The 24,382-nt window shown below is 59.5% G+C and carries 18 protein-coding genes; 11 read left to right on the plus strand and 7 right to left on the minus strand.

The window, feature by feature from the left end; genetic code table 11:
- Positions 1–46: 46 nt before the first annotated feature.
- Complete coding sequence (locus HCU66_RS21220) at positions 47–1,975, minus strand: transglycosylase SLT domain-containing protein (RefSeq protein ID WP_205890428.1); 1,929 nt, start codon at positions 1,973–1,975, stop codon at positions 47–49.
- A 213-nt stretch (positions 1,976–2,188) separates the two neighbouring features.
- On the opposite strand from HCU66_RS21220, the gene HCU66_RS21225 reads away from it, so the two are divergent.
- Complete coding sequence (locus HCU66_RS21225) at positions 2,189–4,111, plus strand: ATP-binding cassette domain-containing protein (RefSeq protein ID WP_205890429.1); 1,923 nt, start codon at positions 2,189–2,191, stop codon at positions 4,109–4,111.
- A gap of 71 nt (positions 4,112–4,182) precedes the next feature.
- On the opposite strand, the gene HCU66_RS21230 is transcribed toward HCU66_RS21225, so the two are convergent.
- Positions 4,183–4,620, minus strand: a complete 438-nt coding sequence (locus tag HCU66_RS21230) for a universal stress protein (RefSeq protein ID WP_105339564.1) — start codon at positions 4,618–4,620, stop codon at positions 4,183–4,185.
- Between the two features lie 104 nt (positions 4,621–4,724).
- Here HCU66_RS21230 and HCU66_RS21235 point away from each other — a divergent pair, with 104 nt between their 5' ends.
- The 7 genes from HCU66_RS21235 to HCU66_RS21265 all read left to right on the plus strand — a co-directional run bounded on the left by HCU66_RS21235 (position 4,725) and on the right by HCU66_RS21265 (position 13,255).
- Positions 4,725–5,162, plus strand: a complete 438-nt coding sequence (locus HCU66_RS21235) for a hypothetical protein (protein ID WP_205890430.1) — start codon at positions 4,725–4,727, stop codon at positions 5,160–5,162.
- Between the two features lie 620 nt (positions 5,163–5,782).
- Positions 5,783–7,930: a fatty acid oxidation complex subunit alpha FadB gene (fadB, locus tag HCU66_RS21240; RefSeq protein ID WP_205890431.1), complete on the plus strand. Its 2,148-nt coding sequence runs from the start codon at positions 5,783–5,785 to the stop codon at positions 7,928–7,930.
- Positions 7,931–7,960: 30 nt separating this feature from the next.
- The gene (gene fadA / locus HCU66_RS21245; protein WP_205890432.1) at positions 7,961–9,136 is read left to right on the plus strand and encodes an acetyl-CoA C-acyltransferase FadA; all 1,176 of its coding nucleotides are present in this window, start codon (positions 7,961–7,963) and stop codon (positions 9,134–9,136) included.
- A gap of 98 nt (positions 9,137–9,234) precedes the next feature.
- The gene (locus tag HCU66_RS21250; protein ID WP_205890433.1) at positions 9,235–9,471 is read left to right on the plus strand and encodes a DUF1653 domain-containing protein; all 237 of its coding nucleotides are present in this window, start codon (positions 9,235–9,237) and stop codon (positions 9,469–9,471) included.
- Positions 9,472–9,585: 114 nt separating this feature from the next.
- Positions 9,586–12,213: a type I DNA topoisomerase gene (gene topA, locus HCU66_RS21255; RefSeq protein WP_205890434.1), complete on the plus strand. Its 2,628-nt coding sequence runs from the start codon at positions 9,586–9,588 to the stop codon at positions 12,211–12,213.
- 142 nt (positions 12,214–12,355) lie between these two features.
- Entirely contained in the window at positions 12,356–12,880 is a 525-nt protein-coding gene (locus tag HCU66_RS21260) for a DUF6586 family protein (RefSeq protein ID WP_205890435.1), read from the plus strand.
- Positions 12,881–13,021: 141 nt separating this feature from the next.
- Positions 13,022–13,255, plus strand: coding sequence for a hypothetical protein (locus HCU66_RS21265; protein WP_007933173.1), 234 nt, complete (start codon positions 13,022–13,024; stop codon positions 13,253–13,255).
- 95 nt (positions 13,256–13,350) lie between these two features.
- Here the strand turns inward: HCU66_RS21265 and sulA are convergent, their stop codons facing one another.
- The gene (sulA, locus tag HCU66_RS21270) at positions 13,351–13,824 is read right to left on the minus strand and encodes an SOS-induced cell division inhibitor SulA (protein ID WP_008007086.1); all 474 of its coding nucleotides are present in this window, start codon (positions 13,822–13,824) and stop codon (positions 13,351–13,353) included.
- Between the two features lie 10 nt (positions 13,825–13,834).
- Positions 13,835–14,443, minus strand: a complete 609-nt coding sequence (lexA, locus tag HCU66_RS21275) for a transcriptional repressor LexA (RefSeq protein ID WP_007933171.1) — start codon at positions 14,441–14,443, stop codon at positions 13,835–13,837.
- Positions 14,444–14,672: 229 nt separating this feature from the next.
- Here lexA and HCU66_RS21280 point away from each other — a divergent pair, with 229 nt between their 5' ends.
- The 3 genes from HCU66_RS21280 to HCU66_RS21290 all read left to right on the plus strand — a co-directional run bounded on the left by HCU66_RS21280 (position 14,673) and on the right by HCU66_RS21290 (position 17,299).
- A complete protein-coding gene (locus HCU66_RS21280; protein WP_205890436.1) occupies positions 14,673–15,380 on the plus strand; it encodes a TetR/AcrR family transcriptional regulator in 708 nt (235 codons plus the stop codon).
- A gap of 170 nt (positions 15,381–15,550) precedes the next feature.
- Entirely contained in the window at positions 15,551–16,549 is a 999-nt protein-coding gene (nagZ, locus tag HCU66_RS21285; RefSeq protein ID WP_205890458.1) for a beta-N-acetylhexosaminidase, read from the plus strand.
- Positions 16,550–16,561: 12 nt separating this feature from the next.
- A complete protein-coding gene (locus HCU66_RS21290; protein ID WP_205890437.1) occupies positions 16,562–17,299 on the plus strand; it encodes an S-methyl-5'-thioinosine phosphorylase in 738 nt (245 codons plus the stop codon).
- 108 nt (positions 17,300–17,407) lie between these two features.
- Here the strand turns inward: HCU66_RS21290 and HCU66_RS21295 are convergent, their stop codons facing one another.
- The 3 genes from HCU66_RS21295 to mfd are packed head-to-tail and all read right to left on the minus strand — an operon-like array spanning position 17,408 to position 24,151.
- The gene (locus HCU66_RS21295) at positions 17,408–20,101 is read right to left on the minus strand and encodes a DEAD/DEAH box helicase (RefSeq protein ID WP_205890438.1); all 2,694 of its coding nucleotides are present in this window, start codon (positions 20,099–20,101) and stop codon (positions 17,408–17,410) included.
- 11 nt (positions 20,102–20,112) lie between these two features.
- Positions 20,113–20,691, minus strand: a complete 579-nt coding sequence (locus HCU66_RS21300) for a CsiV family protein (RefSeq protein ID WP_205890439.1) — start codon at positions 20,689–20,691, stop codon at positions 20,113–20,115.
- 10 nt (positions 20,692–20,701) lie between these two features.
- Positions 20,702–24,151 carry a transcription-repair coupling factor gene (mfd, locus tag HCU66_RS21305; protein WP_205890440.1) on the minus strand — a complete coding sequence of 1,150 codons (3,450 nt, stop codon included), beginning with the start codon at positions 24,149–24,151 and terminating at the stop codon, positions 20,702–20,704.
- Positions 24,152–24,382: the final 231 nt, after the last annotated feature.

A 24,382-nucleotide genomic window follows, 5' to 3' on the forward strand; every position in this document is an offset into this window, starting at 1 on the left:
GCCGCCTTCGCTGGCAAGCCAGCTCCTACATAACCGACATTACCGGTTATTGATCGTCGAAATACCGCTCATGCCAATCCACCAATGGTTGCGGTGAGTTGAGCTTCTGGCCGTAGATCACCGAGTACGACAGCACGTTTTGCACGTACTGGCGGGTTTCGTCGAACGGGATGCTTTCCACCCACACATCGAAGCTCAGGTGATCGGCGCCGCGCAGCCATTGACGTACGCGACCGGGGCCGGCGTTGTAGGCGGCGGAGGCGAGGACGCGGTTGCCGTTGAACTGGCTGTGGACCTGGCTCAGGTAAGCGGCACCGAGCTGGATGTTCTTGTCCGGATCGAACACTTGCTGCGGCGAGGCCAGAGGAATGCTGAATTTGCGCGCGGTTTCCTTGGCAGTGCCGGGCATCAGTTGCATCAGGCCGCTGGCGCCGACGCCGGAGCGTGCGTCGGCCATGAAGGCGCTTTCCTGGCGGGTGATGGCGAACACCCAGCTCGAGTGCAGGCCACGGACCTTGGCTTCGCGTACCAGGGTTTCACGGTGGGCCATCGGGAAGCGGATATCCAGGTCGTCCCAGTATTGCGCCTTACTGATGGTACGGATCGCCGGGAAATACCATCTCAGGTCGTAGGCCAGTTTCGCCTGGGCGACCATTTCGTCACGGCTGAAGTGCTGGCTGACGTGGTACCACTCACGTCGACCGTCGACGATCTGCCCGCGGGCATGGAATTCCAGGGCGCGTCGTATGCCCGGGGTATTGCGCACCTTGTTGATCAGTGCCTGACTGAGCATCAGCGGCTTGTTGTTCAGCGAATAGGGGGATTGCGAGCGATCGGCCGCCAGGAAACCGTAGAAGTCGCGCTCACGCGCCAGGCCCTTGTACAGCGTCTGCGCTTGCGGATTTTGCGGCTCTGCCAGCTCCAGGCTGCGAGCCTGCCAGTAACGCCAGCGATTGGTGGTGGCCAGGTCCTGGGGCAAGCGGCGGGTCAACTGATAGGCGTCGTCCCAGCGGGCCAGGCGCAACAGCAGGCGCAAGCGCCATTCGGAAACGGTGTTGTCCCGCAGCTCCGGGTCGTATTTGGTCATCACATCCAGGGCGCGACTGTCGAAACGTCGAGCGAGGGTCAGGCCGATTTCCCGGGCAATCGCGACTTTTTCGTCACGGGAGAAGTGCATGCTGCTGGCATAGCCGTCGAGCAGGGCCATGGCCTTGTCCGGATCCTCACGGGCCAGACGGCGCAGGCCGAGGCTGACGATATCGGACATCGGCTCATCGGCCGGGATGAAGCGCGACGGCTGGTTGAGCAACTCGGGTTTCTGCGCCACATCCACCAGCAAGCGGCCGCGCGGGGCGAGGGTCGTCAGGCCATTGATCAGGCTGTTGGCCAGCGGGTAGTTGCGTGCCTGGGCGGCGAGCTTGGTGCGTTCCCAGCGTTTCTGCTCCGTCAGTTGACCGTCGGCGGCCCACAGGCCGAACACCGCATCGCAAGCGTCGGGCCGGGTTTTGCCGCTCAGCCAGAGCTTTTCGGCATTGGCGTAGCCTTCGGCCTTGCGGTTATGGCTGATCTGATACTGCGCGTTCAGGCAGTCCAGTTCAGTGAAATTGAGCTTGGGGTCATAATATTTGACGAAGGTCGCCCAATCGCCGCGTTCGGCCAGCCAGCGCAACCAGCGCAATTTCATCCAGTTGGCCTGGGGCAGGTCGCCGTGTTCGGCCAGGAATGTCTCGATTTCGGCGTTGCTCGCGGTTTTCAGTCGCGCGGTCAGTTCGTCATAAGCCAGATAGGGCTCCAGCGGATAATCGCGCAGGGCCTGGCTGTAACGGAAGTAGGGGCCGGAATCGCCCTTGGCCAAGGCACGCTTGGCTTCATCGTAATACTGGCGTTGGGTAGACAGGTCCACCGCCTGGGCGGTTTGAGCGGCAGCGGCGGTAAGAAGCAAACACGTAAAAAGACTGAAAAGGCGACTGCGCATGAGACGTCCGGGCAGAGAAATCATGACAAGTGCCAGCAAGGGCGGCACTGAATTATCTGTAGCTTAGCCTTTTGCCAGCAACGGGCGAAAGCTTTGCCGAGCGGCCGGCACAAGTTCGCAACAATTGTTGTGCAGAGTGCTTCGACATTGAAATTGCCGGCCTTCTGCAGCCTCAAGTCAGGTAGAATGCGCGCCCGGTTTTTGGAGAAGCTCATGACCCTGCTCAAATTCAGCGATGTGTCCCTTGCTTTCGGCGCTATGCCGTTGTTGGACAAGGTGTCCTGGCAGATCGCCCGTGGTGAGCGGGTGTGCATCATCGGCCGCAACGGCACTGGCAAGTCCAGCATGATGAAACTGGTCAAGGGCGACCAGAAGCCTGACGACGGTGCAGTGTGGCGTGCCCCCGGTCTGAAAATCGGCGAATTGCCGCAAGAGTTGCCGGTAGCCGACGAGCGGACCGTCTTCGACGTGGTGGCCGAAGGCCTCGACGGCGTTGGCGCGTTGCTGGCCGAATATCACCACCTGAGCCAGAACATCGTCACCGACGCCGATCTGGACAAACTGATGCACGTCCAGCACGACCTCGAAGCCCGCGATGGCTGGCGTTTGCAGCAACTGGTCGACAGCACCTTGAGCCGCTTGCAACTGCCGGCTGACAAGACCCTTGCCGAATTGTCCGGCGGCTGGCGTCGTCGCGTCCTGCTGGCCCAGGCCCTGGTTTCCGAACCGGACCTGCTGCTGCTCGACGAACCGACCAACCACCTGGACATCGGTGCCATCGCCTGGCTCGAAGAAGCGCTGAAGGATTTCCAGGGCGCCGTGCTGTTCATCACGCACGACCGTTCATTCCTGCAGAACCTGGCAACCCGCATCCTGGAACTGGATCGCGGCGGCCTGATCGACTGGAACGGTGATTACGCCAGTTTCCTCGTGCATAAAGAAGCCGTGCTGGCCGCTGAAGAAACCGCCAACGCGTTGTTCGACAAGCGTCTGGCCCAGGAAGAAGTGTGGATCCGTCAGGGCATCAAGGCCCGTCGTACCCGTAACGAAGGTCGCGTGCGTGCCTTGAAAGCCTTGCGTGTTGAGCGCAGCGAGCGCCGTGAGCGCACCGGTAAGGCCAACATTCAGCTCGATACCGCGGAAAAATCCGGCAAGCAGGTGATGGTGCTGGAGAACGTCAGCTTCGCGCACCCGGGCGGCCCGTTCCTGATCCGTGATTTCTCCATGGTGCTGCAGCGCGGTGACCGTATCGGTCTGCTGGGCGCCAACGGCACCGGCAAGACCACCCTGTTGAAACTGATGCTCAGCGGTCTGCAACCGACCAGCGGCAAGGTGGAAGAGGGCACCAAGATCGACGTCGCCTATTTCGACCAGTTGCGCCATCAGTTGGATCTGGAAAAGACCGTAATCGACAACGTGGCCGAAGGTCGCGACTTCATCGATATCGATGGTCAGAGCCGTCACGTGCTGAGCTACCTCGGCGACTTCCTGTTCAGCCCCCAGCGTGCCCGCACGCCGGTCAAGGCGCTGTCCGGTGGTGAGCGTGCCCGTCTGTTGCTGGCCAAACTGTTCAGCAAACCGGCGAACCTGCTGGTGCTCGACGAACCGACCAACGACCTGGACGTGGAAACCCTTGAGCTGCTGGAAGAGGTCTTGCTGACCTTCAACGGCACCGTGCTGATGGTCAGCCACGACCGGGCATTCCTCGACAACGTGGTCACCAGCACCCTGGTCTTCGAAGGTGAAGGCAAGGTTCGCGAGTACGTCGGTGGTTATCAGGACTGGCTGCGTCAGGGCGGCTCGCCGCGTCTGCTGGGCGTGACCGAGAGCAAGTCCGGCAAGGCCGACCTGAACTCGGCTGTTGTGACGGCCGAGCCAGCGCCAGTCGCTGTGGTGGAAGCTCCGGCGCCAGTGGCGAAAAAGAAGCTCAGCTACAAGTTGCAGCGTGAGCTGGAAGCCTTGCCAGGCCAGATCGAAGCCATGGAGCAGCAGATTGCGGTGGTTGAAGCACAGATGGCGGATGCCGGCTTCTATCAGCGTCCTCCTGCCGAGACGGCTGCAGTGATCGCTCAGCTTGAGCAGTTACAGGCTGAACTCGACGTGATGGTCGAGCGCTGGGCCGAGCTGGATGCCTGATTGATCCGGCTATAAAAAAGCCCGACCTCGGCCACTCGAGTGTCGGGCTTTTCGTAAGAGGTTTTGTGCTGTCAGCTTTTTTGCAGGCGCACTGCGAGTACATCGCAAGGCGCGCCGTGCAGCACGTCATTGGCGGTGGAGCCGAGCAGCAGTGCCAGACCATGTCGGCCATGACTGCCCACCACGATCAGGTCGCATGTTTGTTCCTTGGCGAGGTGGTGAATCTCCTGGCGCGGCTGGCCGTAAGTCAGGTGGCTGTATTCCTTGGAGAGCTCCGGATATTTCACGATCAACCGCTCAAGGCGCTCCTTGGCCTGATCGAACTGTTGCTGTTGCAGCTGGGAAAGGTCCATCGGCACGTCGCCGCCAAAGGCCATGGCCATCGGCTCGACGATATGCACCAGGGACAGCTTTGCGCCATTGCTCACCGAAAGTTCGCGGGCGCGGTGGATGACAGGATCGCACTCTTCGGTTAGATCTACAGCGACCAGAATATGGTGGTAGGGCATGAGGTGCTCCTCCTGGGGATTGCAATATTGGTAAGTATGGCTGGTTTCAAGCGCATTGGTTTCAAAGTGACTCAATGGGCTCATCAAGAATCGGGAGTACAGATATGACGGTCTGGATAGTGATGTCAATCCTGCTGGTGGTGCTGAGCCCGCTGGCCTGGTTGCGGCCGTCTCGTGTTCAGAGCGGTCGCATGGCCCTGCGCATGGAGGCACGGCGCATTGGCCTTGCCATGCAGCTGGCGCCTCAGGAGTGGCCGCACTGGCTGAGCCAGGAGCCGCCAAGCCCTTGCGCCCAGTACCATCGGCCGCGCCGGGGGGCTCAACCGGCGTGCTGGAGCTATTGGCAGAAGGGGCCAGGTCTGTGGGTCAATCAGTGGCAGGAAATCTGTGAGGATGGCACCTTGCTGAGTCATTTCGAAAAGTTGCCGGCCAACGTCTATAAGGTCGAGGCGGACAAGCAAATGATTGCCCTGTATTGGGGCGAGAAGGGCGAAGCAGAGGTTTTGCAACAAATCGACGCTACGCTCAAAGCACTCGCCTGAAAACCCGATCCCCCGTAGGAGCTGGCTTGCCAGCGAAGGCAATTTCATATTCAACGATAATGTTGGCTGGCACGCCACCTTCGCTGGCACGCCAGCTCCCACGAAACGCCAAGCGCCTGGCAAGCAGGCAATAAAAAGCCCGACATCATCATCGGGCTGGGTTGGCCAGGCAGGCCGGTAATTCTTTGTGGCACAGATCTTACGCTGGACATTCGTCAAAAGCGTTCAAATTTTCTCTTCAGGGTCACGCCAGCGTAGCTTGTTAAACACAGGCTGCCGCGAATTAGGGCGACTTTTCTAACTATTGATTCTATGAATGGCCGCACATGCATCAGCGTGTTGCAGGGCTTCGTGGTACGGAAGTGACCGGAAAGTCGCGTTTCAACCAGTATTTTGGGCGATTGACAATTGCCGGAAATTCCGTGAAGGTGACATACCCAAATCAAACGGGCGTATGAATTGAGCGTTTGTATTACAGATCGCTCCTACAGAATCCCGACTATCGCGTTGGCGGGTGTGCCGGGTGAGTTGGCGTTAGCATTGACGATAAACGTCCCTGCCGAGCCAGCCGCCTGTGTCCGACGTGTACTGTTCAGCTTCCATATCGTGGAGATCAGTTGATGATTTACGAAGGTAAAGCCATCACGGTTAAGGCTCTTGAAAGTGGCATCGTCGAATTGAAATTCGACCTCAAGGGTGAGTCCGTCAACAAGTTCAATCGTCTTACCCTGAACGAACTGCGTCAGGCTGTAGACACCATCAAGGCAGATGCTTCGATCAAGGGTGTGATCGTCAGCAGTGGCAAGGACGTATTCATCGTCGGCGCCGACATCACCGAATTTGTCGACAACTTCAAGCTGCCGGATGCCGAGCTTGTTGCTGGCAACCTCGAAGCCAACAAGATTTTCAGCGATTTCGAAGACCTCAACGTCCCGACTGTCGCCGCGATCAATGGCATCGCACTGGGCGGCGGTCTGGAAATGTGCTTGGCGGCGGATTTCCGCGTCATGGCCAGCACCGCCAAAATCGGTCTGCCGGAAGTCAAGCTGGGCATCTACCCAGGCTTCGGCGGTACCGTGCGTCTGCCGCGCATCATCGGGGCCGACAACGCCATCGAGTGGATTGCCGCCGGTAAGGAAAACCGCGCTGAAGACGCATTGAAAGTCGGTGCCGTTGATGCCGTGGTCGACTCGCAGAAGTTGCACGAAGCGGCGTTGAACCTGATCAAGGGCGCCATCTCCGGCAAATTTGACTACAAGGCCAAGCGTCAGCCGAAGCTCGAAAAACTCAAGCTCAACGCCATCGAACAAATGATGTCGTTCGAAACCGCCAAGGGTTTCGTGGCCGGTCAAGCGGGCCCGAACTACCCGGCGCCGGTAGAAGCGATCAAGACTATCCAGAAAGCCGCGAACTTCGGTCGCGACAAGGCACTGGAAGTCGAAGCCGCCGGTTTCGTCAAACTGGCCAAGACCTCTGCCGCGCAGAGCTTGATCGGTCTGTTCCTGAACGATCAGGAACTGAAGAAAAAGGCCAAGGCTTACGACGAAATCGCCAAGGACGTGAAGCAGGCCGCCGTATTGGGCGCCGGCATCATGGGTGGCGGTATCGCTTATCAGTCGGCCTCCAAAGGCACGCCGATCCTGATGAAGGACATCAATGAGCACGGCATCGAGCAGGGGCTGGCCGAAGCCGCCAAGCTGCTGGTTGGCCGCGTTGAAAAAGGTCGCATGACCCCGGCGAAGATGGCCGAAGTGCTCAACGGCATTCGTCCGACCCTGTCCTACGGCGATTTCGGTCACGTCGACCTGGTGGTCGAAGCCGTCGTCGAAAACCCGAAGGTCAAGCAGGCCGTTCTGGCTGAAGTCGAAGACAAGGTTAAAGAGGACACCATCCTCGCATCCAACACTTCGACCATTTCCATCACCTTGCTGGCCAAGGCCCTCAAGCGTCCGGAAAACTTCGTCGGCATGCACTTCTTCAACCCGGTGCACATGATGCCGCTGGTTGAAGTGATCCGTGGCGAGAAGTCCAGCGAAGTGGCCGTTGCCACCACCGTTGCCTACGCCAAGAAAATGGGCAAGAACCCGATCGTCGTCAACGACTGCCCGGGCTTCCTGGTCAACCGCGTGCTGTTCCCGTACTTCGGCGGTTTCGCCAAGCTGGTCAGCGCCGGCGTGGACTTCGTCCGCATCGACAAGGTCATGGAAAAATTCGGCTGGCCGATGGGCCCGGCGTACCTGATGGACGTGGTCGGCATCGACACCGGCCACCATGGTCGTGACGTCATGGCCGAAGGCTTCCCGGACCGCATGAAGGACGATCGCCGCTCGGCCGTCGACGTGCTCTACGAAGCCAAACGCCTGGGTCAGAAGAATGGCAAGGGTTTCTACGCCTACGAGACCGACAAGCGCGGCAAGCAGAAGAAAGTCGCCGACCCGTCGGTGCTGGAAGTGCTCAAGCCAATCGTTTTCGAACAGCGCGAAGTCACTGACGAAGACATCATCAACTGGATGATGATCCCGTTGTGCCTGGAAACCGTGCGCTGCCTGGAAGACGGTATCGTCGAAACCGCCGCCGAAGCCGACATGGGTCTGGTCTACGGTATTGGTTTCCCTCCATTCCGTGGCGGTGCACTGCGCTACATCGACTCGATCGGTGTTGCAGAGTTCGTTGCCCTGGCTGACCAGTACGCTGATTTGGGCGCGCTGTACCACCCGACCGCGAAGCTGCGTGAAATGGCCAAGAACGGTCAGAGCTTCTTCGGTTAAGCGCCCACACTAGAGCGAGAGTGAACGTATATGAGCTTGAATCCTAGAGACGTCGTGATTGTCGACTTCGGTCGTACACCGATGGGCCGCTCCAAGGGCGGCATGCACCGCAACACCCGCGCCGAAGACATGTCGGCACACCTGATCAGCAAATTGCTGGAACGCAACGTCAAGGTCGACCCGAGCGAAGTCGAAGACGTGATCTGGGGCTGTGTGAACCAGACTCTGGAGCAGGGCTGGAACATCGCCCGCATGGCGTCCCTGATGACTCAGATCCCGCACACCTCGGCCGGCCAGACCGTCAGCCGTCTGTGTGGCTCGTCGATGAGTGCGCTGCACACTGCCGCGCAAGCAATCATGACCGGCAACGGTGACGTGTTCGTCGTTGGCGGCGTCGAGCATATGGGTCATGTGAGCATGATGCACGGTGTCGATCCCAACCCGCACATGTCCCTGTACGCGGCGAAAGCCTCGGGCATGATGGGCCTGACCGCGGAAATGCTCGGCAAAATGCACGGCATTACTCGCGAACAGCAGGACGCCTTTGGCATGCGCTCCCACCAACTCGCCCACAAGGCGACCGTGGAAGGCAAGTTCAAGGACGAAATCATCCCGATGCAGGGCTACGACGAGAACGGTTTCCTGAAACTGTTCGACTACGACGAAACCATTCGTCCGGAAACCACCCTGGAAAGCCTGGCGGCTCTGAAGCCAGCGTTTAATCCGAAGGGCGGCACCGTGACCGCCGGTACTTCGTCGCAGATCACCGACGGTGCTTCGTGCATGATCGTGATGTCGGCGCAGCGTGCCCAGGATCTGGGCATCCAGCCACTGGCGGTGATTCGTTCGATGGCAGTGGCAGGTGTGGATCCGGCGATCATGGGCTATGGTCCAGTACCGGCAACGCAGAAAGCACTGAAGCGCGCGGGCCTTGGCATCAACGATATCGACTTCTTCGAGCTCAACGAGGCTTTCGCCGCACAGGCTCTGCCAGTGCTGAAAGATTTGAAAGTACTCGACAAGATGAACGAGAAGGTTAACCTGCACGGCGGCGCGATCGCCCTGGGTCACCCGTTCGGTTGCTCCGGTGCACGTATTTCGGGCACTTTGCTGAACGTGATGAAGCAGAATGGCGGCACCTTCGGGGTAGCTACCATGTGCATTGGTCTCGGCCAAGGCATCTCCACCGTCTTCGAACGCGTTTAAGCGTTTCGTCGATGGAAGCCGGGGCCAAGTGCCCCGGTTTTTGTTTTTCCGGGTTTATTTTGTTTTTATTTTGAAAAGATTTGAGTGAGGGCCAAAGCATGCCGATACAACCTGGGCTCTATGAACATTACAAGGGCCCGCAGTACCGCGTATTCGGTGTTGCGCGGCATTCGGAAACCGAAGAGGAAGTAGTCTTCTACCAAGCCCTGTATGGCGATTACGGCTTTTGGGTACGCCCCTTGAGCATGTTCCTGGAGTCAGTCGAAGTTGACGGCGAACAGGTGCCACGCTTTGCTTTGGTGCAAGCCGAACCGAGCATTTTTCCGCAGGCATAAGGGGAGTGCGCGCAGAACCCTGCGCTTGACCTCACCTTGTAGCCACTATATATAGCGGTGCCGCGTCAGGCGCCAACCGCCTTTCACTACTAGAATTCAGGAATTTTCTGATCCATGGGCAAATCGCTGGTCATTGTGGAATCCCCGGCTAAGGCCAAGACCATCAACAAGTATCTGGGTAACCAATACGTGGTGAAGTCGAGTATCGGCCATATCCGTGACCTGCCCACCAGCGGTTCGGCTAGCGCCAGCAAAGAGCCTGCCGCCAAGCGTGGCAAGGCCGCCGCAGGTGAAGGTCCGGTGCTCACGCCGAAAGAGAAAGCGCGCAAGCAGCTGGTCTCGCGCATGGGTGTCGATCCCGATCATGGCTGGAAAGCCAAGTACGAGATCCTCCCGGGCAAGGAAAAGGTCATCGAAGAGCTGCGCCGGCTCGCCAAAGATGCTGACACCATCTATCTCGCAACCGACTTGGATCGCGAGGGGGAAGCCATTGCCTGGCACCTGCGCGAAGCCATCGGTGGTGACGACAGCCGCTACAAGCGTGTGGTGTTCAACGAGATCACCAAAAAAGCGATCCAGGAAGCGTTCTCCCAGCCGGGTGAGCTGGACATCGATCGTGTCAACGCGCAACAGGCGCGTCGCTTCCTTGATCGCGTGGTCGGTTACATGGTTTCGCCGTTGCTGTGGGCCAAGGTCGCCCGTGGCCTGTCCGCCGGTCGCGTGCAATCGGTTGCCGTGAAGCTGGTGGTCGAGCGTGAGCGTGAAATCCGTGCGTTCAATCCGGAAGAGTACTGGGAAGTTCACGCCGACCTCGGCACCGCCAAGGGCGCGACCGTGCGCTTCGACGTGGCTCGCGAGAAAGGCGAAGCCTTCAAGCCGCTCAACGAAGCCCAGGCCATGGCTGCGCTGGAGAAGCTCAAGGCTTCCAGCTACAGCATCGTCAAGCGCGAAGACAAACCGACCAGCAGCAAGCCGTCGGCACCGTTCATTACCTCCACATTGCAACAGGCCGCGAGCAACCGCCTGGGCTTCGGTGTGAAGAAAACCATGATGATGGCCCAGCGTCTGTACGAAGCCGGCTACATCACTTATATGCGTACCGACTCCACCAACCTCTCGGCCGATGCCGTGGCGATGGCGCGTACTTATATTGAAGGCGAATTCGGCAAGAAGTACCTGCCGGAAACCCCAAACGTCTACAGCAGCAAGGAAGGCGCACAGGAGGCTCACGAAGCGATTCGTCCGTCCGACGCCAATACCGAGCCAAGCAAGCTGTCGGGCATGGAGCGTGATGCCGAGCGGCTTTACGAGCTGATCTGGCGCCAGTTCCTGGCGTGCCAGATGCTGCCGGCCCAATACCTGTCGACCACGGTCACCGTCGGTGCCGGGGACTTCGAACTGCGTGCCAAGGGCCGCATCCTGAAGTTCGACGGCTACACCCGCGTCATGCCGCAAATCACCAAGCCTGGCGATGACGACGTGCTGCCGGACATGGCCCAGGGCGACGCGATGAAGCTGATCAAGCTTGATCCGACCCAGCACTTCACCAAGCCGCCGGCGCGTTACTCGGAAGCGAGCCTGGTAAAGGAAATGGAAAAGCGCGGCATCGGTCGTCCTTCGACCTACGCGGCGATCATTTCGACTATCCAGGACCGCGGCTACGTGGCGCTGCATAACCGTCGTTTCTATTCGGAAAAGATGGGCGACATCGTCACCGAGCGTCTGGCCGAGAGCTTCTCCAATCTCATGGACTACGGCTTCACCGCCGGCATGGAGGAGAATCTCGATGATGTGGCTCAGGGCGAGCGCGACTGGAAAAACGTGCTTGACGAGTTCTATGGCGACTTCAAGAAGAAACTCGAAGTGGCCGAAGGCACCGAAGGCGGTATGCGTGCCAACCAACCGGTGATGACTGATATTCCTTGCGTGGTGTGCGGTCGTCAGATGCAGATTCGTACCGCATCAACCGGCGTGTTTCTTGGTTGCTCGGGCTATAGCCTGCCGCCGAAAGAGCGCTGCAAGGCCACCGTCAATCTGGTGCCGGGCGACGAAATCGCCGCAGACGACGAAGGTGAGTCCGAGTCGCTGGTATTGCGTGGCAAGCATCGCTGCCCGATCTGCAGCACGGCGATGGACGCTTATCTGCTCGACGAAAAACGCAAGTTGCACATCTGCGGTAACAACCCGGATTGCTCTGGTTACGAAATCGAAGAGGGCACCTATCGCATCAAGGGCTACGAAGGTCCGAGCCTGGAATGCGACAAGTGCGGCAGCGAGATGCAACTCAAGACTGGTCGTTTCGGCAAGTTCTTCGGTTGTACCAACGCGACGTGCAAGAACACCCGCAAATTGCTGAAAAGCGGTGACGCGGCGCCGCCGAAGATGGATCCGGTGAAGATGCCTGAGCTCAAATGCGAAAAGGTCAACGACACCTACATCCTGCGCGACGGTGCTTCCGGCCTGTTCCTGGCGGCCAGCCAGTTCCCGAAAAACCGCGAGACCCGTGCTCCGCTGGTCATGGAAATTGTGCCGCACAAGGATGAGATCGATCCGAAGTATCACTTCCTCTGCGAAGCACCGAAGAAAGATCCGGACGGCCTCCCTGCCGTGATCCGTTACAGCCGCAAGACCAAAGAGCAGTATGTGCAGACTGAGGTCGACGGTAAACCGACTGGCTGGAAGGCGTATTACGACGGCGGCAAGTGGACGGTTGAAGACAAGCGTCCAGCAGCCAAGGCTTAAAAGCCGCTGTACATAAAAAGGCCGCATGACAACCCTCGGGTTTTCATGCGGCCTTTTTGTTTTGGGCTTGCGGTGAGCTTGGGTGATCCACGACACTGTCAGACCTGCGTGAAGCAATTATTTCGTTGTGGAGGCTGCCGTCATGGCCCACGAACTCTATACCCGTACCAACCAGAAGATTTATTTCGCCGGCCTGTCGCTGGAAGCGCTCGCCAAAGCCGAAGAGGGGCGTGCGATGAACTCCCTGGCGCTGATTCAGGCCGGGCGCGAATCAACGTTATTTCACCTGTACGGAGCGCTGTTGGGGTTGTGCCATGAAATCGCCGGTTTCTATCGCTTGCCTCAGGCCAATGCGCCGCGGGCAGAGATGCTGCTGACCCGCGAAGTGCTCGAAACCATCGCTATTCCGGAAATGGCCGAGATGGTCGAGTTGGCGCAAAACCCGGAAACCTGGCTGGCCAAACTGCTATCGGCTTATGCCGCATTGTTTCAGCCGCCTCGCGCGCCGCACAAACCCAAGGGCGATGTGACGCAGCCGCTCATTCTGGCCGTTAATCTGGACGAGGAAGAGGTGCCTGAAGAATTGAGTCGGGAAGAACTGGAGAGTTGGCGCCAGAACCTGAAAAGCCTGGCGATTCGTTTTCGCGAAGGGTTGAACGAGTGCTGAGGGATTGAGTATTTGACGAATGCTCCGCTCAAGGAAGCGTGTTGTCAGAAATTTCTCTTCGTGATGGCATCTGGTCAAGATCCCGAGCGAAGCTTGGCCGATGCCTATATAATCCCCGCCTTTCGTGGAGAACAGACCTTTATGCCAACGTCCTTTCTAGAAATTGTCGAGTTACCAGACGGCCGAATCGAGCTGCGCAGGGCCGAGGACGAGGGTTCTCTGGTTACTTTGGATTTCTCCGAGGATGCGAAGGCTTTTCTGCAAGGCCAGCATGTGGAAGTTGCCAAGGCGATGTTGAGCGTCGGTGTTCAGATGGCAGGGCGCCTGGTTGAAGGCGAATTTGATAAGGAAGAGGGGCCACGGGTTCTTCATTGATCCCGCTTGTCGGATTTTGCGAATGCCTCTACAGATCGGCTTCTCTATCCCTGGAGAAGCCTCCCGTGCTGTTCAGCGGGCACAGTGTCTGCCAGTTAACCCAGTCGAATATTCAGACTTTGCGCATCCCCGATACGGGCGGCGCTGATCAGTTGTTGCCGCGACGATGTACTCAACGGATTTAACCAGCTAACGACCGTATGGCTGCGGCCAAGTCGCAAGGCTTCACAGGTCAACTGCTGAGCGCTCTGTGTGCCGCGTGGTTGTAGCAGCAGAATGCGTTCACGGTTCAGGCCGGCGTCCCGTAACCATGCTTGGGTCAGGCTGGCAGGCGGAGCGATCAGTGTCAGCCAGCGTGCATCCTGATCCTGGCTCAGCTCCCTGAGGATCGGTGCCAGAAGGTTCAGGCAGTTCCCGGCCGCGCCGCGCAGTGACAATTCGCTGAAGACTTCGGGTTCGGCGCTCCAGGGCGATTCGACCACGTCTTTCAGGATCGGCGCCAGCGGTTGCGCCATGAACGCCTCGAACAACGGCAGTTGGGCTTGCTGTGAGGTATGTGGGAACTGCATAAAGCCTCCTTTAGCGGCGAATCACGCCGACACTCAAGCCTTCGATCACCAGTTCCTGATCTTTCAGGTTGACTTCGATAGGGGCGAATTCAGGGTTTTCGGCAATCAACCAGACCTTGCTGCCGTCGCGCTTGAAGCGTTTGACGGTCACTTCGTCGCCGATCCGCGCCACTACGATCTGGCCGTTACGGGCTTCACGGGTGGTGTGGACGGCCAGTAGGTCACCGTCGAAAATGCCGACGTCCTTCATGCTCATGCCATGGACCCGCAGCAGATAGTCAGCGCGAGGGTGGAAGAACGAAGGGTTGATGTTGCATGATTCTTCGATGTGCTGCTGGGCGAGGATCGGCGCACCGGCTGCCACTCGGCCGATGATCGGCAGAGTGGACTCGTCGGCCTTGGCTTCAAAGCCAGGGATGCGAATGCCACGGGAAGCCCCCGGGGTCATCTCGATCGCACCCTTGCGGGCCAGTGCCTTGAGGTGTTCTTCTGCCGCGTTGGGCGACTTGAAGCCCAGTTCCTGAGCGATTTCCGCGCGGGTCGGCGGGTAGCCGTTGTCTTCGAGGCAACGTTTGATGAAGGCCAGAATCTCTGCTTGGCGTGGCGTCAGCTTTAGCATATTGATCGCTCTGTCTTTATATACAGTGACTGGGATTATATACAGTGAACTGGTATTGGCAATGCCCCTTTTTTTGTCGGCCGCTGGACGGTCATTCTGCTCGCGGGTTGAAGCGCTGCTGTTGTATGGTTAAATAACTGACCGACCATTCCCAAAACGAACCGCCAGACTTGACAAGGCCTGGGCTGAAACGTATGTTTCAAACAAGTGTTTGTCAGGCGGAGTAGTCATGGCCCAGTCGGAAACCGTTGAACGCATTCTCGATGCTGCCGAGCAGTTGTTCGCGGAAAAAGGTTTCGCTGAAACCTCATTGCGTCTGATCACCAGCAAGGCCGGTGTCAATCTGGCAGCGGTGAACTATCACTTCGGGTCGAAGAAGGCGCTGATCCAGGCAGTCTTCTCGCGTTTTCTCGGGCCGTTCTGCCTCAGTCTCGATAGAGAGCTGGAGCGCCGTCAGGCCAGGCCCGAGAACAAACCGACCCTTGAAGAGTTGCTGGAGATCCTCGTCGAGCAAGCCCTGGTGGTGCAACCACGCAGCGGCAACGACCTTTCCATCTTCATGCGTTTGCTGGGGCTGGCTTTCAGTCAGAGCCAAGGGCACTTGCGTCGTTATCTGGAAGACATGTACGGCAAGGTGTTCCGCCGTTACATGATGCTGGTCAACGAGGCCGCGCCGCGCATTCCACCGATCGAACTGTTCTGGCGCGTGCACTTCATGCTCGGTGCTGCGGCGTTCAGCATGTCGGGGATCAAGGCTCTGCGCGCGATTGCCGAGACCGATTTCGGCGTCAACACTTCCATCGAACAAGTGATGCGTCTGATGGTGCCGTTCCTGGCCGCGGGCATGCGTGCTGAAACCGGCGTTACCGACACCGCCATGGCCACCGCGCAGTTGCGTCCACGCAGTAAATCGGCCCTGGTGGCCGCCAAGGTTTAACCGCACACGGGTGGGCGCGGCAGCTGACATCCGCTAAGCTAGCCGCCCATGCCGACTCTCGTTCTGAACCCGCTCCTCATTGATATCGCCGACCTGCCGGGCTCAGCCCATGGTGGCGAATTTGTGCGAGCCGGGTTTATCGTAATCAAGGAATCTCTATGACTGCTGGCCTGCAAGGCTCGTTGATGGTGGACGTCGCCGGTACCTGGCTGACGTCTGAAGATCGCCAATTGTTGCGCCAGCCCGAAGTGGGCGGCCTGATCATTTTTGCCCGCAACATCGAACACCCGCGTCAGGTGCGTGAGTTGAGCGCGGCGATCCGCGCCATTCGTCCCGATCTGTTGCTGGCGGTGGACCAGGAGGGCGGTCGGGTTCAGCGACTGCGTCAGGGCTTCGTACGACTGCCAGCCATGCGCGCCATCGCCGACAACCCGAATGCCGAATACCTGGCCGAGCAGTGCGGCTGGATCATGGCGACCGAAGTACTGGCAGTCGGCCTCGACCTGAGCTTCGCCCCGGTGCTGGACCTGGATTACCAGCGCAGCGCCGTTGTCGGCACCCGTTCGTTCGAGGGTGATCCCGAGCGCGCGGCCTTGCTCGCCGGTGCATTCATCCGTGGCATGAACAGCGCCGGAATGGCCGCCACCGGCAAGCATTTTCCTGGTCATGGCTGGGCCGAGGCCGATTCCCATGTCGCAATTCCCAACGACGAACGCAGCCTCGACGAGATCCGCGCCAACGACCTGGTGCCATTCGCCCGACTGAGCAAGCAACTGGCTGCGGTCATGCCGGCCCATGTTATTTATCCGCAAGTTGATTCCCAACCCGCCGGGTTCTCCCGCCGCTGGTTGCAGGACATCCTGCGCGGCGAGTTGCAGTTCGATGGTGTGATCTTCAGTGATGACCTGTCGATGGCCGGTGCGCACGTGGTGGGCGATGCCGCCAGTCGCATCGAAGCGGCATTGACCGCCGGCTGCGACATGGGCCTGGTGTGCAACGATCGTGCGGCTGCCGAGCTGGCCTTGAGTGCTGCCCAGCGATTGAAGGTCAAGCCTTCGCCGCGCATTGCGCGAATGCGCGGGCAGGCGTATGCCAACACCGAATACCGTCAAGATCCGCGCTGGCTGACGGCCGTTGGCGCGCTCAAAGAAGCTCAATTGATTGATTAAGGATTTTTCGTTATGACGGTTTACGCGATTATCGGTGGCACCGGCCTGACTCAGCTCGAAGGCTTGAGCATTCGTCAGTCATTGGCGGTGGATACCCCTTATGGCGCACCTTCGGCCGAGGTACAGATCGGTGAATACGCCGGCAAGGAAGTGCTGTTTCTCGCGCGTCACGGGCATCCACACCGTTTCCCGCCGCATCAGGTGAACTACCGCGCCAATTTGTGGGCCTTGAAGCAAGCCGGTGCCGAGGTGATTCTCGCGGTCAACGCGGTAGGCGGGATTCATGCTGCGATGGGCACCGGGCATTTCTGCGTGCCGCATCAATTGATCGACTACACCAGCGGTCGCGAACACACCTATTTCGCCGATGACCTGGAACAGGTCACACACATCGACTTCAGCTATCCCTACAGCGAACCCCTGCGTCAGCAATTGATCGCAGCGTTGGCGGCTGAAGGTGTCGGCTACAGCAGCCATGGCGTGTACGCCTGCACCCAGGGGCCGCGCCTGGAAACAGTCGCTGAAATCGCGAGGCTGGAACGCGACGGCTGCGACATCGTCGGCATGACCGGGATGCCGGAGGCTGCATTGGCGCGTGAACTGGAACTGGATTACGCCTGTCTGGCGCTGGTGGTGAACCCGGCGGCGGGCAAGTCGACGGCGGTGATTACCATGGCCGAGATCGAGCAGGCGCTGCATGATGGGATGGGTAAGGTGAAGTCGACGTTGGCGCGGGTGCTCAAGGGCTGAGCCTGGTTCATTACCGAGTTGCCTCTTTCGCGCAAGCCTCGCTCCTGCAGGATTTGTACGGTCCGGTTGGAGCGAGGCTTGCCCGCGAAGGCGATCTATAAATCGACGCTACTTATCAATTTTTTCCGGCAGCGGCGCAAACAACGCCTCGATATCATCACTCTGCAGCTTCCAGTCCCCGGTCTGACGCCCGTCCAGCACACCAGCGGCCAGATCGGATTTTTCCTTCTGCAGATGCTGAATCTTCTCTTCCACCGTGCCCCTGGCAATCATCTTGTAGACGAATACCGGCTTCTCCTGACCAATGCGATATGCGCGATCCGTCGCCTGATTTTCCGTTGCAGGGTTCCACCACGGATCGTAGTGAATCACCGTATCGGCCTCGGTCAAGTTCAGACCCACACCACCGGCCTTCAGGCTGATCAGAAAGATCTGACGCTTGCCACTCTGAAACTCCTTCACCGGCGTGCGTCGATCCCGGGTCTGACCGGTCAGGATCGCATACGCCACGCCGCGTTTGTTCAGCTCGTCCTCGATGAGCGACAGCATTGAGGTGAACTGCGAGAACAGCAGAATCCGCCGACCTTCCTCGAACAATTCTTCAAGCATTTCCATCAGGCTATCGAGTTTGCCGGAGGTGCTGCCGCGAGCGGGCAGGGTGGCCTCGTTGACCAGGCGCAAATCACAGCACACCTGACGCAGCTTCAGCAGCGCCTCAAGAATGATGATCTGGCTGCGCGCCACGCCCTTGCGGGTGATTTCGTCGCGGACTTTCTTGTCCATGGCCAGACGCATGGTTTCGTACACATCACGCTGGGCTTCGTTGAGCTCGACCCAATGGACGATCTCGGTTTTTGGCGGCAGTTCGGTGGCCACCTGTTCCTTGGTCCGACGCAGCAGGAACGGTTTGATCCGACCGTTCAGGTGTTGAAGTCGTACTTCACTGGCACGTTTTTCTATCGGCACGCGGTAATCGCGGTTGAAGCTTTTCACGTCACCGAGCCAGCCCGGCAGCAGGAAGTGGAACAGTGACCACAGCTCGCCCAAGTGATTTTCCAGCGGTGTGCCACTCAGGCACAGGCGCTGGCGAGCATTCAGTTCACGGGCGGCATGGGCGGCCTTGCTGTTGGGGTTCTTGATGTACTGCGCCTCATCCAGCACCAGTACGTGCAACGGCTGCGCGGCCAGGCGTTCGACGTCCTTGGGCAGCAGTGCATAGGTGGTCAGAATCAGATCGCAATCAGCCAGATTGTCGAAATGCTTTTTGCGACTGACGCCGTACAGCGCCAGCACTTTGAGCTGCGGCGTGAAATGCGCCGCTTCGTCGAGCCAGTTCGGAATCAGGCTGGTGGGCATCACCACCATGCACGGCCGATCGAGGCGCCCGGCATTCTTCTCGCTGAGAATGTGCGCCAGGGTTTGCAGGGTTTTGCCCAGGCCCATGTCGTCCGCGAGAATCCCGCCGACTTCCAGTTGCCGCAACGACTGCATCCAGCTCAGGCCTTCGAGCTGATACGGGCGCAAGGTGGCATTCAAGCCTTCAGGCGCGGCGGCGGTGTGGTCCTTGATGTCGCGCAGGCGCTGGGCAAAGGTACGGATCTGCTCGCCACCTTCCCAGAGCAGCGGCAGGCCTTCCAGCGGGTTCAGTCGCGTGGCGTCGGCCTTGCTCAGGCGCAGCGTGGTTTCGCCTGGCTCCTGCAGATAAAACTCGCCGAGGGTCGCCAGTACCGGTTTCAAGCGGCCGAAAGGCAGGGCGACCTGTAGCGGGCCCTGGTCGGTGCTGCGGCGCTGTGGAATGTTCACCAGGATCAGTTCGTCGTCACGACGTCGGGCGAGTCGTTCCGGGTTGAGGAGCTCGGTGTGGGAGCGCATCAGGTTCAACAGGATCGGCAGCAGGCTCAGCCGTTCGCCGTTGACGATGATCCCCAGTTCCAGATCGAACCAGTCGCGTTCCGGTGCCTGCTCGACGGTGGCGTACCAGTCGTCCACGACCGTCAGGTCGAAACCGAAATCCTCGTCGATCTGCAACTCCCAACCTTGGGTGCGCAACTTCGGCAGTTCGTTGAGGGTAAAGGTCAGCCAGGCGCTGTCGTTGACCATCTCGTAGAGTTCGCCGGCACTTTCCGGCAAGGCCTTGCTTTGTCGGGTGGCGACTTTGAAGCCGAGGATTCGCAGCTGTTCCCTGTAGGCCTGTTCGACTTCCGGGTGACGTTTTATCCGCAACGTCTGTGTTTCCTGACGAATCAGGATGTCAGCGTTCTTCTGTCCGCTGACGTATTCGTCCAGATAACTGAAGGACAGCGCCGCGCGATGCTGGATGTATCGCTGCATCTTGCCGTTGCGCGGTTCGAAGGCACTGAACTCGATGCTCGCCAGCCACAGGCGCGGCACCGGTTGCACGTTGTCCACCAAGACTTGCGGCGGCGCCTTGGGGCTACGGTTTTCCAGTACGGCCTGAAGTTTTTCCAGCAGTTCGGCGTCTTTCGCGGCAGCCGGATACGCGAGGGTTTCCTGCACTTGCAGCAACACTGCCGCGCAATGTTTGCAGTTGCTGTGAACCGGGCAGGTGCACGTCGCGTCGATCATCAGCAAGGTGCCTTTGGCCGACTCGCGCAGGCGAATGGTCTGACGGTAAACGTTACCGCCAGAGCCTTCGCAACTGGCGGTGATGGTGGCGTCGCCGACTTCGACGATCCTGACGCGGTTTTCCAGTGCGTAGCGTCGGCCACGCTCCAGGCTCTGTTCCTTGAATCGGCTGACCCAGGATGTTGCCAGGGGTTTGCTCAGGGTCGCGGAGGACATAAGGGCTTCAATCAGTCCGGAATTTCATCGGGGACTGGCCGAGGCGCAGGGGCGGTCAGCGAGGTGATCTTGATCAACAGGCCCAGGTGACCATTGTCGAGGAAGTTCAGCAAGCCGTTCTTGGTGTGGCTTTCCTGCTTCAGGCGCTCGCTGGCGATGACCATGCCATTGGCGTCAATCCGGTTGACCCAGAAGTCGGCGTCGACGTCAGTGAAGCGCCCCAGTTTCAGGTTCAACGTGCCCTCGATCGGGAACTGGCCAAACTGTTCCTTGCCTTCGCTGATCGCTACTTTACTGGCTTCTTCACCCAGGCTCTGTTGCCAGGCCTTGTGCAGCAACACCGTGTATTCGTTGCTGGCGGTGAGTTTTTCCACTTCGGCATTCAGGCTGGGTGTGCGAAAGCTGTCGGGGCTGATGCGTTGGGCGCCGGCATCCCAGTCTTCCGGTGCAGCCCGGCTGACGATGGCGGGCACGGCGTTTTGCCGCACCAGAATCATTTCAACCTGATACAGATCATCGGCAAACGCGGTCGAGGCGAAAGGCGACATCAACAACGTCATCAACAAGGTCAGTGAGCGAAACAGGCGCATGCGGCGTCCTTCAAGCAGTGGTCGGAATGAGGCGCTCGAACAGCGCCTCTACAGTATTAAAGCGTTCTTCCGGGCGCTCCATCGGCACGAGGAATTTGAACATCGTGGCGCCTTCGAATTTGTAGCGTTTGGGCTGGCTCTGGATCAGTTTGATCAGTGTCAGCGGATCGACCGGCGTCTGTGCCGCGAACTCGATACGACCGCCTTGCGGACCGCCGTCGACTTTCTTGATGCCCAGCTGTTCGGCCTGCAATTTCAGCGCCGTGATCCGCACCAGGTTCTTGGTCGGCTCCGGCAGCAGACCGAAACGGTCGATCATCTCCACTTGCAGGTCCTTGAGGCTTTCCTCATCGGTGGCCGAGGCAATGCGTTTGTAGAGAATCAGTCGGGCATGAACGTCCGGCAGGTAGTCTTCGGGAATCAACGCCGGTACACGCAGATTGACTTCCGGGCCGCCACCGAGCGGCTGATCGAGGTTCGGCTGTTCGCCCTTGCGGATCGACTTCACCGCGCGCTCGAGCATTTCCATGTACAGCGTGAAGCCCACGGCCTGGATCTGCCCGCTTTGGCCATCACCCAGCAGCTCGCCGGCGCCACGGATTTCCAGGTCGTTGGTGGCGAGCACGAAGCCCGCGCCGAGGTCCTGGGTATTGGCGATCGCTTCCAGACGCTTTTCCGCGTCGGGAGTGATTTGCTGGCGTGGCGGTGTCAGCAGGTAAGCATACGCCTGGTGGTGGCTGCGACCGACCCGGCCACGCAACTGGTGCAACTGCGCCAGGCCGAATTTGTCGGCGCGCTCGATGATGATGGTGTTGGCGCTCGGCACGTCGATGCCAGTCTCGATGATGGTCGAGGCGATCAGCACGTTGAAGCGTTTGTGATAGAAGTCGCTCATCACCTGTTCGAGTTCACGTTCGCGCATCTGCCCGTGGCCGATGCCGATCCGCGCTTCCGGCACCAGCTCGGCGAGGTCAGCGGCGCATTTCTCGATGGTCTTCACGTCGTTGTGCAGGTAATAGACCTGACCACCACGCAGCAACTCACGCAGCAGGGCCTCTTTGACCGTGCTCTTGTTCTGTTCCATGACGAAGGTGCGCACCGACAAGCGACGAGCCGGCGGCGTGGCAATGATCGACAGGTCGCGCATGCCCGACACCGCCATGTTCAGCGTGCGCGGAATCGGCGTGGCGGTCAGCGTCAGGATGTCGACTTCACTGCGCAGTGCCTTGAGCTGTTCTTTCTGACGGACACCGAAACGGTGTTCTTCGTCGATGATCACAAGCCCCAGGTTTTTGATTTTTACGTCGTCTTGCAGCAGCTTGTGCGTGCCGATGACGATGTCGATCTTGCCTTCGGCCAGGTCCGCAACCGCGGCGTTCACTTCCTTGGCTGACTTGAAGCGGCTCATCACTTCCACGGTCACCGGCCAGTCGGCAAAGCGGTCGCGGAAGCTGTTGTAGTGTTGCTGGGCGAGCAGGGTGGTCGGCACCAGAATGGCTACCTGACGACCGCCATGCACCGCGATGAACGCCGCGCGCATGGCCACTTCGGTCTTGCCGAAACCGACGTCGCCGCAGACCAGTCGATCCATCGGTTTGGGCGCGAGCATGTCTTCGCGCACCGCTTCGATGGTGGTCTGTTGGTCCGGGGTTTCTTCGAACGGGAAACCGGCGCTGAAGGTTGCGTAATCGGCTTTCGGGTCGGCGAAGGCATAACCCTCGCGAGCGGCGCGGCGAGCATAGATGTCGAGCAGTTCGGCGGCCACGTCGCGCACCTGTTCGGCGGCTTTGCGTTTGGCTTTCTGCCAGGTCTCTGAGCCCAGGCGGTGCAGCGGCGCCAGGGCATCGTCGCTGCCGGTGTAGCGGGCGATCAGGTGCAGGTTGGCCACCGGCACGTACAACTTGGCGCCTTCGGCGTATTCGAGAGTCAGGAACTCGGCGGCCTGGCTGTCGATTTCCAGGATCGTCAGCCCCAGATAACGGCCGACACCATGATCGATGTGCACCACCGGCGCGCCTTCGCGCAGTTCGGTGAGGTTTTTGATCACGGCGTCGTTGTTGGCGTCGGCGCGTTTCTCGCGGCGACGGCGCTGCATCACGCGCTGCCCGAACAATGGGCTTTCGGCCACCAGGGCCAGGGCGGGATCGTCCAGCAACAGGCCTTCGTCGAGCGGCGCAATGGTGATTGCCAGGCGCTCCTTGCTGGCGACAAAGTCCGGCCAGCTGTCGACGGTTTTCGGTCGCAGCTTCAAGCGTTCGAGCAATTCCAGCAGCACTTCACGACGGCCCGCGGACTCGGCGGTAAACAGCACGCGGCCGGGGAATTCGTCGAGGAAACCGGCCAGCGCCGCCAACGGCTGAGTGGCCTTGGCTTCGATGGCCAGGTTCGGCAACGGCTGAGCCGGGAAGCGCTCGCGACCGACACCGGTTTCGACGTCCTGTTGACTGGCCACCACACGGGGCCAGCTCTTCAGGCGGGCAAAGCAGTCTTCCACCGGCAGGAACAACTCGGCCGGTGGCAATAAAGGACGGGACGGATCGACGCGGCGCTCTTCATAGCGGTTGCGCACGTCATTCCAGAAATTCTCCGCAGCCTGTTCGATGCCCGGCAGGGAAAACACTTGCGTCTCCTGGGGCAGGTAATCGAACAGCGTGGAGGTTTCCTCGAAGAACAGCGGCAAGTAGTACTCGATGCCCGCCGGTGTAATCCCGCTGCTCAAGTCCTGGAAAATCGGGCAGCGACGGAAGTCGACATCGAAGCGCTCGCGAAACCGCGCCTTGAAGCGGGTCACGGCTTCTTTTTGCAGCGGGAATTCCTTGGCCGGTAACAGCTTGACCGAGTCCACCTTGTCGATGGAGCGCTGGTTTTCCGGGTCGAAAGTGCGCAGGGTTTCGATTTCGTCGTCGAACAGGTCGATGCGATAAGGCAATTTGCTGCCCATCGGGAACAGGTCGATCAGCGAGCCGCGCACGGTGAATTCGCCGTGCTCATAAACGGTATCGACGTAGCGATAACCGGTGGCTTCAAGCCGGGTGCGCATCTGCTCGACATCGAGTTTTTGGCCGACATCCAGCACCAGGCTGCTGCCGAGCAGGAATTTGGTCGGCGCCAGGCGGTGCAGGGCTGTGGTGATCGGCACGACCAGAACGCCATGTACCAGCTCCGGCAGCCGATACAGGCTGGCGATGCGCTGCGAGATGATGTCCTGGTGTGGCGAAAACAGGTCGTAGGGCAGGGTTTCCCAGTCGGGGAAATGCAGAACAGGCAAATCCGGGGCGAAGAAACTCAGCTCCTGTTCCAGCCGTTCGGCACTCTGGCTGTCGGCGGTCAGTAGCAGGGTAAAGCGCTTGGCAGCGCTGGCGGCCTCGGCGATGGCCAGGCTCAGGGCGGCACCGGGCAGGTTGCCCCAGTGCTGTTTACCTGCCGCGGCAGGGAGAAGCGGTAGACGCAGAACGGGCACGGAAGGTTGAGCTCCAAGCGTTGCGACAAAGTCGACAATTGTAACGGTCTCGGGTGCCGGCTGTCAGTTGCAGACTGTGTCTATATACACAGGTTGGGCGAAATGTAGTGGTTATGACAAAAACTGGTGGTTCATTACGGGAAATGTAGTGCCAAAATCGCTCAGTGTTACGGAGGGTTACGGACACAGTAGCATCATCGTCGAAAAATTGACTGTGCTGAAAGCCCCGTA

The organism is Pseudomonas frederiksbergensis (assembly GCF_017114915.1).
GTDB classification, from domain to species: domain Bacteria; phylum Pseudomonadota; class Gammaproteobacteria; order Pseudomonadales; family Pseudomonadaceae; genus Aquipseudomonas; species Aquipseudomonas frederiksbergensis_I.